Annotated in this window: 10 protein-coding genes; 9 read left to right on the top strand and 1 reads right to left on the bottom strand. The window is 65.7% G+C overall.

Annotation, left to right across the window (positions count from 1 at the left end; translation table 11 throughout):
* The first annotated feature begins 32 nt into the window (after positions 1 to 32).
* Positions 33 to 2,111 carry an ATP-dependent DNA helicase RecG gene (recG, locus tag CWC60_RS20855; RefSeq protein ID WP_109795857.1) on the top strand — a complete coding sequence of 693 codons (2,079 nt, stop codon included), beginning with the start codon at positions 33 to 35 and terminating at the stop codon, positions 2,109 to 2,111.
* Here recG and CWC60_RS20850 read toward each other — a convergent pair.
* Positions 2,103 to 2,825 carry a DUF502 domain-containing protein gene (locus tag CWC60_RS20850; protein WP_109795856.1) on the bottom strand — a complete coding sequence of 241 codons (723 nt, stop codon included), beginning with the start codon at positions 2,823 to 2,825 and terminating at the stop codon, positions 2,103 to 2,105. The genes recG and CWC60_RS20850 overlap by 9 nt on opposite strands.
* A 243-nt stretch (positions 2,826 to 3,068) precedes the next feature.
* Here CWC60_RS20850 and CWC60_RS20845 point away from each other — a divergent pair, with 243 nt between their 5' ends.
* The 8 genes from CWC60_RS20845 to CWC60_RS20810 all read left to right on the top strand — a co-directional run.
* Positions 3,069 to 4,130, top strand: a complete 1,062-nt coding sequence (locus tag CWC60_RS20845; protein ID WP_109795855.1) for a type III polyketide synthase — start codon at positions 3,069 to 3,071, stop codon at positions 4,128 to 4,130.
* Complete coding sequence (locus CWC60_RS20840) at positions 4,127 to 4,627, top strand: isoprenylcysteine carboxyl methyltransferase family protein (protein ID WP_109795854.1); 501 nt, start codon at positions 4,127 to 4,129, stop codon at positions 4,625 to 4,627. The genes CWC60_RS20845 and CWC60_RS20840 overlap by 4 nt, the downstream gene beginning before the upstream one ends.
* A gap of 143 nt (positions 4,628 to 4,770) precedes the next feature.
* Positions 4,771 to 7,050: a PAS domain-containing protein gene (locus tag CWC60_RS20835; RefSeq protein WP_125182846.1), complete on the top strand. Its 2,280-nt coding sequence runs from the start codon at positions 4,771 to 4,773 to the stop codon at positions 7,048 to 7,050.
* A 98-nt stretch (positions 7,051 to 7,148) separates the two neighbouring features.
* A complete protein-coding gene (locus CWC60_RS20830) occupies positions 7,149 to 7,937 on the top strand; it encodes an ABC transporter ATP-binding protein (protein ID WP_206420078.1) in 789 nt (262 codons plus the stop codon).
* A 17-nt stretch (positions 7,938 to 7,954) separates the two neighbouring features.
* Complete coding sequence (locus tag CWC60_RS20825) at positions 7,955 to 9,838, top strand: AMP-binding protein (RefSeq protein WP_109795851.1); 1,884 nt, start codon at positions 7,955 to 7,957, stop codon at positions 9,836 to 9,838.
* A 17-nt stretch (positions 9,839 to 9,855) separates the two neighbouring features.
* A complete protein-coding gene (locus CWC60_RS20820; protein WP_109795850.1) occupies positions 9,856 to 10,791 on the top strand; it encodes a branched-chain amino acid ABC transporter permease in 936 nt (311 codons plus the stop codon).
* Between the two features lie 3 nt (positions 10,792 to 10,794).
* Positions 10,795 to 11,865: a branched-chain amino acid ABC transporter permease gene (locus CWC60_RS20815; protein ID WP_109795849.1), complete on the top strand. Its 1,071-nt coding sequence runs from the start codon at positions 10,795 to 10,797 to the stop codon at positions 11,863 to 11,865.
* Positions 11,866 to 11,928: 63 nt separating this feature from the next.
* On the top strand, positions 11,929 to 12,716 hold a 788-nt coding region (locus CWC60_RS20810; RefSeq protein WP_164516669.1), incomplete at its 3' end, for an ABC transporter substrate-binding protein.

Raw genomic sequence — 12,716 nt, 5'->3', positions numbered from 1 at the left:
TCACGGGGGCGCGGGCCGCATCATAAAGGGCCATGCGCCCGGAGATCCTCTTTGCCCTGTTCCAGCCCGCGACCAATCTGAAGGGCGTCGGCCCGCGCGTGGCGGCATTGCTGGACCGGTTGGGGGCGAGCCGCGTGCTGGATCTGATCTGGTTGTTGCCCAGCGGCGTGATCGACCGCGGCTACCGCCCGAAGCTGGAAGACGCCGAGACCGGCCGCGTGGCGACGATCGACGTCACCGTCACCGAGCATCGCGCCGGACGGGGACGTCAACCCTATCGCGTGATCGTCACCGACGGCACGGCAAGCGCAGCCCTGGTGTTCTTCAATCCCCGCCGCGACTGGCTGGAGCAGACCTATCCGCCGGGCGCGCGCCGGCTGATCAGCGGACGGATCGACCGCTATGGCGACGCGCTCCAGATGGCCCATCCCGACTATGCCGTCGATCCCGCGGCGGGTGAGGAGATACCGGCCATCGAGCCGGTCTATCCGTTGACCGCAGGGCTGGCCCCGAAGACGCTCCGCCACATCGTCGCCCGGGCCGCCGCGCAGGCGCCCGATCTCCCCGAATGGCTGGATCCGGCGCTGAAGGAAAGACACGGCTTTCCTGCCTGGCGCGATGCGGTGCGCTCGGTTCACGCGCCGGAGCGCGCAACGGCGATCGAAAGCACGCCGGCGTTGCGCCGGCTGGCCTATGACGAACTGCTGGCCAACCAGCTCGCCCTCTCCCTGGTGCGGCGCCGGCTGAAGCGCCGCGGCGGACGGCGTCTCCAGGGCGACGGCCGCATCGCGGAGAAGGTCCGGCAGGGGCTGCGCTGGGAACTGACCGGCGCCCAGCGGCGCGTGCTGGCGGAAATCCTCGAAGACATGGCCTCGCCGCACCGGATGATGCGGCTGATCCAGGGCGATGTCGGCAGCGGCAAGACAGTGGTCGCCCTGTTGGCCGCCGCTGCCGCGGTCGAGGCCGGGACCCAGGCGGCGCTGATGGTGCCGACCGAAGTGCTGGCGCGCCAGCACGCGCGTACGCTCGTCGATCTGGCCGGCGATGCCGGACTGCGGATTGCCTGCCTCACGGGTCGCGACAAGACGCAGGCGCGGCGGACGATCCTGCGGGATCTCAACGAGGGCCGCATCGACCTGCTGGTCGGCACGCACGCGCTGTTCCAGGAGGGCGTGGACTTTCACGATCTGGGCCTCGTCATCGTCGACGAGCAGCATCGTTTCGGCGTGCACCAGAGAATGCTGCTGTCGGAGAAATCGGAACGTCCCGCGGACATTCTGGTCATGACCGCGACGCCGATCCCGCGCACTCTGGCCATGACCGCCTATGGCGACATGGACGTCAGCCGGATCGACGAACGCCCGCCGGGCCGCGCGGCCGTCGACACGCGCGTCGTCTCGGCGGAACGGCTGGACGACGTGATCGAGCGCCTCTCAGCCGCCATGGACCGCGGCGACCGTGCCTACTGGATCTGCCCGCTGGTCGAGGAGACCGAGGACAGCGAACTCGCCGCCGCCGAACAGCGGCACCGGGAACTGCGGCAGCGTTTCGGCGACCGCGTCGGGCTGGTGCACGGCCGGATGCGGGCCGAGGACAAGGACATGGCGCTGCAGCGCTTCGCCGATGGGGACGCCACCCTGCTGGTGGCGACGACCGTGGTCGAGGTCGGCGTGGACGTGCCCGAGGCGACGATCATCGTCATCGAGGAAGCGGACCGCTTCGGCCTCGCCCAATTGCACCAGTTGCGCGGGCGTGTCGGGCGTGGCGACCGGCCCGGCGTCTGTCTGCTGATCTACCGGCCGCCGCTGGGCGAGACGGCGCGGGCCAGGCTCCGCACGCTGCGTGAAACCGACGACGGATTCCGCATCGCCGAGGAGGATTATCGGCTGCGGGGCGCAGGCGAACTGCTGGGCACGCGCCAGAGCGGCCTGCCCGGCATGCGGCTGGCCGCGATCGACCGCGATCAGGACCTGATGGAGATCGCCCACGACGACGCGCGGCTGATCGTCGAAACCGATCCGGAACTCAGGAAGGAGCGCGGTCGCGCGCTTCGGATCCTGCTCTATCTGTTCGAACGCGATGCGGCGATCCGCTACCTGGAATCAGGCTGACTTGCGTTCCGGGGTCTCGGTCCCGGGCGCAGTCTCGAATCCGGGAAGGGTTGGCGCGCTCGGGTCGGGCGGCACGACGACGCCGACCGAAACGACGTATTTCATCGCCTGTTCGACGGTCATGTCGAGTATCCGCACGTCTTCGCGCGGGATGAACAGGATGAAGCCCGACGACGGGTTCGGCGTGGTCGGCACGTAGACGCTGACCAGGTCCTTGTCGACACGCCGGACGACTTCACCCCTCGTGGTGCCGGCGACGAAGCCGATGGTGTAGAGGCCGCGCCGCGGATACTCGACCAGCGCGGCGTACTGGAAGGCGTCGCTGGTGTCCTTCAGCAGCGTCTCGAAGATCTGCTTGAAGACGTTGTAGATTCCCCGGACCACGGGCATACGGTCGACGATCTGCTCGCCCAGGCGGACCACGGTGCGGCCGAGAAGGTTCGCCGTCAGCGCCCCCACCAGAGTCAGGCCGACCAGGGCGAGGATGACGCCCAGTCCTGGCACGGTGAACGGCAGGAAGGCTTCGGGCCGGTACTCGATCGGGATCAGCGGGATGACAACCTGATCGACCCATTCGACGAACGACCAGGTGAGATAGATGGTGATGGCCACAGGCGCGACCACGATGATGCCGGTAAAGAAATACGTCCTCAGCCGCTGGATAAAGGGTGATCGGAGCTTGACCGGGCGGCCTGCGGGCGTCTTGTCGTTCATTCGCTACGGTTCTCCAACTCCGGTGCAGGCAAGCCGGAAAAAGGTACGGGTGGCGGCGCCTCGCTTCCGTCACGGGCGGAACCGTCGAGACACCTTTCCAATGTGTGCCATATCATATGGGAGCGTCTCAATACGTGGAAAGAGCCGGACAGGGCTTTCGGCGCGGCATCGAATATCGTCACAGGCCGGATTGTTGCCCATATCTTCATCCTGCAGGGCCAGCCAGTCGGGAGCAATGCGAGCATGACAGACACGAACCGGCCGGTCGCGCATATGGCCGGGCTCACGGTCGCCAACCCCGACCACGTGCTTGAACAGGCGGAGGTGGCGCGGCGCGCCGGCGAGCTGTTCGGCGGGGCGCTGGCCAGTTTCGACCGGCTGCGCCCCGTCTACGAGAACGCGGCGATCGATACGCGTTATTCCTGTGTACCGATCGACTGGTATCAGGAGGCGCACGGCTTCGGCGCGCGAAACGATCTTTATATCCGCAACGCCGTCGACCTGCTCGAGAAGGCCGCCCGAGGCGCACTCGAGAAGGCGGAAATGACGGCCGACCAGATCGACGGCGTCGTGGCGGTGTCGACGTCGGGCATCGCGACCCCTAGCCTGGACGCCCTGCTGATGGAGCGCATGAACCTGCGCCGCGACATGCAGCGCCTGCCGGTGTTCGGCCTGGGCTGCGCGGGCGGCGTGCTGGGCCTCGCGCGCGCCGCGCAGATGGCCATGAGCCAGCCCGGCAAGACCTATCTGCTGCTGGTGGTCGAACTGTGCGGCCTCACCTTCCGCAGCCGCGACTACTCGAAGAGCAACGTGATCGCGACGGCGCTGTTCGGGGACGGCGCGGCCGCGGCGCTGGTCGGCACGCATCTGACGAGCGGCGCGGCGGTCCACAGCTTCGCCGAACACACCTGGCGGGACACGCTCGACGTCATGGGCTGGGACGTCACCGATGACGGCCTGTCGGTCATCTTCTCCCGCGATATCCCGACCCATGTCCGCGCACGGATGGGCGCGGCCCTGGGCAGCTACCTGGCGCGGGAAGGATTGAACCTGGACGACTTCCGGCATTTCCTCAGCCATCCCGGCGGCGCCAAGGTGCTCGACGCGCTGGAGGAGATATTCGGACTGGCGCCGGGCGGAATGGCGCATTCGCGCCGCGTCCTGGCGCAGTTCGGCAACATGTCGGCGGCGACGGTCCTGTTCGTGGTGCGCGCGGCGATGGATGACGGACTGCACGGGCGCGCGCTGCTGTCGACGCTGGGACCGGGCTTCACGGCCGGTTTCCTGACGCTGGATCTGCCATGACCGTCTTTCACGGCGTCATCGCCTTCCTGATTGCCCAGCGGTTTGCCGAGCTCTGGCTGGCGCGGCGCAATACGGCGCGCCTCCTCGCCGTCGGTGCAGTGGAGCATGGCGCGCGGCATTATCCGCTGTTTGTCGTCCTGCACGCCTCCTGGCTGGCGGCGCTGATCGTCGCCGCGCCGGCGGAGGGGGCGGTGAACCCGTGGCTGTTCGCCGTCTTCGTGTTGCTCCAGGCGGGGCGGATCTGGGTCATCGCCAGCCTGGGCCCCTACTGGACCACGCGGGTCATCGACGTTCCCGGCGCGCCGCTGGTCCGGCGGGGACCTTTCCGCTTCGTGCGTCATCCGAACTACCTGATCGTGATCGGAGAGATCGCCGTCGTGCCCCTGATGGCCGGCCTGGTTGAGGTCGCGGCCGTCTTCTCCGTTCTCAACCTCGCCCTTCTGGCGTGGCGCGTCCGGGTGGAGAACGCGGCGCTGGCGCTGCGACGGCAGGATTAACGGTGCCTTAAGCGCGCCGGTTCAACTATCATCTTCGTCCGATTGCCCAACGCGGATGGCTTGAATTGAGTACTCGTCACGCGAACAGAACGGTTGCGCCGGGCGGACTACCCGATCGGGATCTGCCCGGCTACGGTACGGCATTGTCCGATGCCGAACCGAACGGACGGCTGAAGGACTTCCTCGAGATCGCCAACGAATGGTTCTGGGAAACAGACCAGGATCACCGTTTCACCTTCCTGAGCGAGAAGCTCCGCGACATCACCGGCGTGGATCCCGCCAACTATATCGGACGCCACCGGGTCGAGATGTCCGCCGACCCGGATGCGCCATCGGTCCGGGAGCATCTGGCCGACCTGGCGGCCCACCGGCCCTTCCACAACTATGTCTATCGGGGCGATACACCGAAAGGGAACCTGTGGTTCCGCATCAGCGGCCGGCCGGTGTTCGGACCCGACGGCGGCTTTCTGGGCTATCGCGGCACCGGCGTCGACATCACCGCCCAGGTCGAGACCGAGAAACGCGCTGACCGCGCCCAGTCCCAGCTCGAGACGGCGCTGCAGACCATCAACGAGGGATTCACCTTCTTCGACGCCGAGGACCGTTGCGTTATCGCCAACCAGCGCTATCGGGAGTTCTTCGACCCCGACGATGTCTGTGTGCGCATCGGCGACACCTTCGAACAGATCCTGCGCCGCATGGTGGACCGCCGCCGGATCGGTCCGGCGCATTCCGACCACGAGAGCTGGCTGCAGCGGCGCCTGGCTGGCCACCGCACCGGAAGCTTCAACGAGGAAGTGCAGAGCGGCGACGGGCGCTGGTTCTCCATCAGCGAGCACGCCCTGCCCGGCGTCGGCGTGATCGGCGTGTCGACCGACATCACCGAGCGCAAGCGCCGCGAACAGGAACTGCAGACACAGCGCGACCTGATGCGTTCCGTTTTCGCCAGCATGAAACAGGGTATCTGCGTGGTGGATGCGGCGCTGCGCATCCGCACCACCAACCAGCGTTATCGCGATCTTCTGGATCTGCCCGCGGTGATGCTCGCGCCCGGTCGTCCCTTCCTCGACATCGTCGAGCACAACCTGGCGCGGGACGAATACGGCGACGACGCACAGAGCCGGCGCGTTCAGGGCTTCGCGGACCTGCTTCGGCGCCGGGAAGCGCATCGCTTCGAGCGGCACCGGCCCAATGGCACTGCGCTGGAGATCCAGGCCGACCCCCTGCGCGACGGCGGCATGATCATCAGCGTCATGGACATCACGGAGAGCTACCGCTTCCGCGAGAGCCTGAAGGAGCGCGAGCAGCGCTACCGCCAGCTCGTCGAGAGCAATCCCGATTCCATCCTGGTGCATCGCGACGGCCGCATCCTCTACGCCAACCGCGAATGCGTTCGCATGTTCCGCGCCGGCACCCGCGAAGCCCTGCTGCGGCGAGGCAGCAAGGCGCTGATGCATCCCGAGGACCTGCCCCGCATCGACAGCGACGTCCGCGCCATGCTGGCCGAGGGCGTGGGCAGCCACCGCGGCTCCATGAACTACCGGGCAATGCGCTTCGATGGCGAGGTATTCGAACTGGAGACCGAAACCTCCATCGTCCCCTTCGACGGGGATCCCGCCGTGCAGGTCATCGCGCGCGACGTCACCGCCCGGCGGGAGCGCGAAATGGCGCTTCGCCGCGCCAAGGAAGAGGCTGAACTCGCGAGCCGCGCGAAATCCGAGTTTCTCGCCAACATGAGCCACGAACTGCGCACCCCGCTCAACGCCATCATCGGCTTTGCCGAAATCCTGAGCGGGCGCATGTTCGGGCCTCTGGGCCACGATAAGTACGAGACCTACGCGGCCGACATCCACGAAAGCGGGCGGCACCTGCTGTCGGTCATCAACGACATTCTCGATCTCTCCAAGGCGGAGTCGGGCCAGTTCGACATCCACGAATCGACCTTCGATCTGGCCTTCTGCCTGCAGGCGTGCCTGCGTCTGGTCCAGGAGCGCGCCGACCGCAGGGGCGTGACAATCGTCAACTGCCTGGCAGATGCCCCGGTCGTGGAAATCCACGCCGACGAGCGCCTGATCAAGCAGATCCTGCTCAATCTGCTGTCCAACGCGGTGAAGTTTACCGAGCGCGGCGGCGAGGTCCGCATCGAGGCCGGCGTGAGGGGCCCGCGATTCGTCGTGAGCATCACCGACACCGGAATCGGCATCCCCCGCAACCGGATCGGCCGGATGTTCGAGGCCTTCACCCAGGGCCATACCGGGCTGTCGCGGAAGTTCGAAGGGACGGGGCTGGGACTTCCCTTGTCGCGTTCGCTTGCGGAACTGCACGGGGGAACGGTGGAGATCGACAGCGTGGAAGGCCAGGGCACGACGGCGGAACTGCATCTGCCGGCGACACGTGTCGCGCCGGCCGGCGACGACGCCTGAATACAGAAAAATTACGGGCTTGGAAATTTTCGCGGCGTGCTGATAGTCTCTGCCGCAACAACAAGAATGACATTGCTATGGGGAGGGAAATGGCCGCGATGCAAGCAGCATCGGCGTCTAGCGATGCCATATTGAAGGTTGTCGGAGTATCCAAATACTTCGGCGGGGTTCGCGCCGTCGCGGATGTCTCGATCGACGTCCCGAAGGGTTCGGTGTTCTCGGTCATCGGACCGAACGGCGCCGGCAAGACCTCGCTGGTCAACATGATCAGCGGCTTCTACACGCCCGACACGGGGTCCATCGAATTCCAGGGAAGGAGCATCGGCGGCCTGCGGCCGAACGAGCGCGCCGAACTGGGCATTGCCCGCACGTTCCAGAACATCGCCCTGTTCCGGGGTCTGTCGGTGCTCGAGAACCTGATGCTGGGCCGCCACGTGCGCATGCACTCGAACGTGCTCACCTCTTTCCTCTACTGGGGACCGGCCCAGAAGGAGGAGATCGAGCACCGCAAGAAGTGCGAGGAGATCATCGACTTTCTCAAGCTCAACGATCTGCGCAAACAGACCACCGGCGCCCTGCCCTACGGTTTCCAGAAGCGCGTCGAACTCGGCCGGGCGCTGGCCGTGGAACCTGATCTCCTGCTGCTGGACGAGCCGATGGCCGGCATGAACCAGGAGGAGAAGGAGGACATGGCCCGCTACGTTCTCGACGTGAACGAGGAACTGGGCACCACGATCATCCTGATCGAGCACGACATGGGCGTGGTGATGGACATTTCCGACCGTATCGCCGTGCTGGATCAGGGCACCAAGATTTCCGAGGGAACCCCGGCTGAGGTCCAGGCCGATCCGGCCGTGATCAATGCCTATCTCGGCACCTCGGACTGACAGGAGACAAGGGAGACATGACCGATACCCTCGCGAGCCTGTTGCTGAACAACGAGAAGCTCCGGCCGAACAAACCCGCGATGCGCGAGAAGAGCCTCGGCATCTGGCAGACCTACACCTGGAAGGATTACGTCGACAATGTCCGGCGCTTCGCGCTGGGCCTGAAGGCGCGGGGCTTCGGCCCCGGCGACAAGCTCTGCGTGGCCGGCGACAACCGGCCCCGCCTCTACTGGGCCGAGATGGCCGCCGTCTGCCTGGGCGGCACGGCAGTCCCCGTCTACTCCGACGCCATCGCCACGGAACTGATGTTCGTCCTCAACGACGCGGACGTGAAGGTGATCGTCGCCGAGGACCAGGAGCAGGTCGACAAGATCCTGTCGCTGCGCGAGAACCTGCCGGGACTGGAGCTTCTGGTCTTCGACGACCCGCTCGGCATGTCGAAATACGACGACCCGATCCTGAAGGACTTCGACTCCATACAGGCCGAGGGCGACAAGCTCGATGACGCCGGGTTCTACGACGCCGCCGCCGCGGTGAAGGCGGAGGATATCGCCTTCATGTGCTACACCTCCGGCACCACGGGGAACCCGAAGGGCGTGATGCTTTCGCACCACAATCTGGTGTCCGCCTCCCGGATCTTCCTGGAAAACGAGACGGTCAGGGAATCCGATGACTTCCTGTCCTATCTGCCGATGGCCTGGGTGGGCGAGGCGCTCTACAACACCGCCGTCAGCATCACTGCCGGCTGTGCCTCCAACTGTCCGGAATCGGGCGAGACCTTCCGCCGCGACGGCCGCGAGCTGGGGGCGACCGGCCTTGTCGCCGCGCCCCGCACGTTCGAGCAGATCCTGTCGGAAATCCAGGTCAAGGCCAATGACGCGCCGCCGCTGAAGCGCTGGGTCTTCAATACCTTCCGCGACGCCGCCGTCGAGATCGAGAACCTCAAGGCCGAAGGGCGCCCGGCGCCGTTCGGGAAGAAGCTGATGAAGTGGCTGGGCGAGATCCTGGTCTACGGCCCGATCCGCGACCAGTACGGCTTCCGCCGGGCGCGCTGGTGTTATGTCGGCGGTGCGCCGCTCGGGCCCGACACCTTCCGCTTCTTCCGCGCGATGGGGATCAATCTGAAGCAGCTCTACGGCTCCACGGAAGCCTGCGGCACGGTCACGCTGCAGCGCGACGGTGAAGCCTCGCCGGACAATGTCGGCAGGCCCTGCCCCGGCATCGAAGTGAAGATCGCGGAGAACGGCGAGGTGCTGGTCAGAAGCCCGGGAATCTTCGTCGGCTACTACAAGAACGAAAAGGCCACCCGGGAGACGATCGACGAGGAAGGCTGGTTCCACACCGGCGACGCCGGCATTCTGGAGAGCACGGGCGAACTCATCATCATCGACCGCGCAAAGGACGTGGGCAAGCTGGTCGACGGCTCGCCCTTCGCGCCGCAATACGTCGAGAACAAGCTGAAGTTCAGCCCCTACATCTCCGAGGCCGTCTCCTTCGGTCACGAGAAGCCCTATGTCTGCGCGATGATCGCCATCGACTACAACACCGTGGGCAACTGGGCCGAGAAGGAAGGCATCGCCTACTCCAACTACATGGATCTGTCGCAGAAGCAGAAGGTTCGCGACCTGGTCCATGACGAGATCGTCCGCATCAACCAGAGCCTGCCGGAAGTCAGCCGCATCAAGCGCTTCCTGCTGCTCGCCAAGGACCTCGACGCGGACGACGCCGAGGTCACGCGCACGCGCAAGCTCCGGCGCGGCTATATCGCGGAAAAGTACGAACCAGTGATCGAGGCCTTCTACGGGGGAGAGAAGGAGGTCGACATCACGACTGAGGTCACGTTCGAGGACGGTCGGAAAGCGACGATGGACGCGCATCTGACCATCCAGGACGCGGCCTAGAGGGAGGAATTCGGAACATGGACATGTTCGTTGTCTGGTATTTCCTGGAGTCGACGATCAACGGGGCGCTCATCGGTCTGATGTACGCCCTGGTCGCCCTGGGTTTCGTGCTGATCTACAAGTCGACCGACGCGATCAACTTCGCGCAGGGCCAGTTCGTGATGATTTCCGGCATGATGGTCGCGGCGCTGGCCGCCGACTATTCGATACCGGTCTTCATCGCGGCCATCATGGCCCTGGTCTTCATGGTGCTGTTCAACGTCGCGCTGGAGCGCGTCGTGCTCAGGCCCATGATCGGCCGGCCGGTCGTCGCCATCATCATGGCCACGATCGGACTCGCCGCCTTCCTCGAGGGCGTGTTCCCGATGTTCTTCGGCTCGGCGACGCGCTCGCTCGATATCGGCGTTCCGAACGATCCCTGGATCATCGGGCAGATCTACCTGACGCCGATCAACGTGGTCGGCGCCCTGGTCGCCATCGCCTTCTTCGCGGGCTTCGGCTGGTTCTTCATGAAGTCCCGCAAGGGCGTCGCGCTGCGCGCGGTCGCCGACAACCATCAGGTTTCCATGGCGATGGGCATCAACGTCGAGCGCTACTTCGTGCTGGCCTGGTCGATGGCCGGCGTCGTCGCCGTGCTCGGCGGCCTGCTCTGGGGCAGCGCCATCGGCGTCGACAACACCCTGGCGGTGGTCGGCCTGAAAGTGTTCCCGGTGGTGATCCTGGGCGGCCTGGAATCCATCAAGGGCTGCGTCGTCGGCGGCATCATCGTCGGCGTGGTCGAGGCCTGGGGCGGGACCTATATCGACCCGGCCATGACCCAGGAATGGTTCCGCGAATTCTTCCCCTTCGAGGGCGGCGGCACCAAGGACTTCCTGCCCTATCTGCTGATGATCGCGGTGCTGTTCTTCCGGCCCTACGGTCTGTTCGGCAAAGTGCAGATCGAGAGGGTCTGATCGATGTTTCATCGTGAGAGCGGTTTCTACAAGACATCCTACGCCGCGGACTTCGCCCTCTACCCGCTGCCGATCGCGCGCTGGTCGGTCATCGGGTTCGCGATCCTGTTCTTCGCAATCGTGCCCCTGCTCGTGCCCAGCTACTACCTCACCATGCTCAACCTGGTGGGCATCGCGATTGTCGGCGCGCTGGGCCTGAACATCCTGCTGGGTCTGACGGGACAGATATCCATCGGCCACGCCGCGTTCATGTCGGTCGGCGCCTACACGGCGGCGAACCTGGCGACGCGGCTGGATCTGCCCTTCTACATCACGCTGCCCGCCGGCGGCCTGATGGCGGCGGCGGTCGGCATCATCGTCGGCTTCCCGTCTGTGCGCATCAAGGGACTCTACCTGGCGATCTCGACCCTGGCGGCGCAGTTCATCATCGACTGGATCATCATTCACACGCCGGCGATCTCAGGCGGCGCGTCGGCTTCGATCCAGGTGCCCAGGCCCTGGCTCTTCGGCATCCAGCTCGACACCCAGGTCGAGCTCTACATGTTCATCCTGTGCGTGGTGACGATCGCGATCGTGGGCGCTCTGAACCTCGCCCGAAGCCGCATCGGCCGGGCCTTCATCGCGATCCGCGACCAGGACATCGCCGCCGAGATCATCGGCATCGACGTCCGCCGCTACAAGCTGATGGCCTTCGCCATCTCCTCGTTCTACGCGGGCGTGGCCGGTGTGCTCTACACCTACTATTCGGGCGTGGCGAACAACGAGTTCTTCCCGCTGCTGATTTCCATCGACTATCTGGCCATGGTCATCATCGGCGGCATGGGATCGGTGCTGGGCGCCATCTTCGGCGCGACCTTCGTCACCCTGCTGCCCATCGTGATCGACCTGGTGATGTCATATATCGGACCGTTCTTCATGGGCGACTCGAGCGGGTTGTCGGGGATCAAGTCTCATCTCAGGCTCGTGGTGTTCGGCGGGCTGATCATGTTCTTCCTGGTCGTGGAGCCCGAAGGGCTGAACCGGCTGTGGTTGAATATCCGGAATTACTTCCGGGTCTGGCCGTTCTCGTACTGAGCGGCCGCAAGCGTTCCGCCCCTGGAGAGGCGGCGGATCTGTAACAAAGGGAGGTAGTAACTCATGAGAGTACTCATCAAGACGTTGACGGCCGCGGGCGTACTCGCCGCCGCCGTGGCGTCCTTCACCGCCGCTCAGGCGGACGAGATCGTCATCGGCCAGATGACGGACCGCACCGGGATCACCGCGAATGTCGGCAACCCGTTCGGCGACGCGGTGCAGGACTATGTCCGCCTGATCAACAAGCAGGGCGGCGTGAACGGTCACACGATCCGCGTCGTCGAGATCGACAACCAGTACAAGGTGCCGCCCGCGATCGAGGGCTATCAGCGCATCAAGTCCGAGGGCGCGGTGCTCGTCGGTCTGTTCGGTACGCCGGTGACCCAGGCCCTGACCGCGGACCTGGAAAAGGATCAGATCCCCGGCACCTCGCCGGGCTTCGGCACCGCAGCGTCGGCGGATGGCGAGCACTATCCGTATCTGTTCCCCGCGGCGGCCAGTTACTGGTCGCAGGCCGGCGGCGCGGTCGAGTTCGCGCGCCAGCGCCTGGGCGGCGACCTGAAGGGCAAGAAGATCGCCTACCTGTTCTTCGACAATCCAGCCGGCCGTGAGGGCCTGCCCGTCGTCCGCAAGCTGGCGGAGATGGAAGGCTTCGACCTGCAGGAGTTCCCGGTCCCCTCGCCCGGCATCGAGATGGACAACCAGGCGCGCGACATCGCCCGCCGGTTCCGGGCCGATTTCGTGATAACTCACCTGTTCGGGCGCGCGCCGTCGGTGTCGATGCAGGCGCTGCGCCGCGCCGGCTACCCGCTGGAGCAGGTCGTGTCCTTCGTCTGGGGCCAGTCCGAAGC

Source organism: Minwuia thermotolerans, assembly GCF_002924445.1.
GTDB classification, from domain to species: Bacteria; Pseudomonadota; Alphaproteobacteria; order Minwuiales; family Minwuiaceae; genus Minwuia; species Minwuia thermotolerans.
This window is presented reverse-complemented; position numbering and strand designations above follow the sequence as displayed.

Coding starts and splice junctions, on each gene's coding strand:
- recG (WP_109795857.1), top strand. CDS start 33: ATGCGCCCGGAGATCCTCTTTGCCCTGTTCCAGCCCGCGACCAATCTG.
- CWC60_RS20850 (WP_109795856.1), bottom strand. CDS start 2,825: ATGAACGACAAGACGCCCGCAGGCCGCCCGGTCAAGCTCCGATCACCC.
- CWC60_RS20845 (WP_109795855.1), top strand. CDS start 3,069: ATGACAGACACGAACCGGCCGGTCGCGCATATGGCCGGGCTCACGGTC.
- CWC60_RS20840 (WP_109795854.1), top strand. CDS start 4,127: ATGACCGTCTTTCACGGCGTCATCGCCTTCCTGATTGCCCAGCGGTTT.
- CWC60_RS20830 (WP_206420078.1), top strand. CDS start 7,149: ATGCAAGCAGCATCGGCGTCTAGCGATGCCATATTGAAGGTTGTCGGA.
- CWC60_RS20825 (WP_109795851.1), top strand. CDS start 7,955: ATGACCGATACCCTCGCGAGCCTGTTGCTGAACAACGAGAAGCTCCGG.
- CWC60_RS20820 (WP_109795850.1), top strand. CDS start 9,856: ATGGACATGTTCGTTGTCTGGTATTTCCTGGAGTCGACGATCAACGGG.
- CWC60_RS20815 (WP_109795849.1), top strand. CDS start 10,795: ATGTTTCATCGTGAGAGCGGTTTCTACAAGACATCCTACGCCGCGGAC.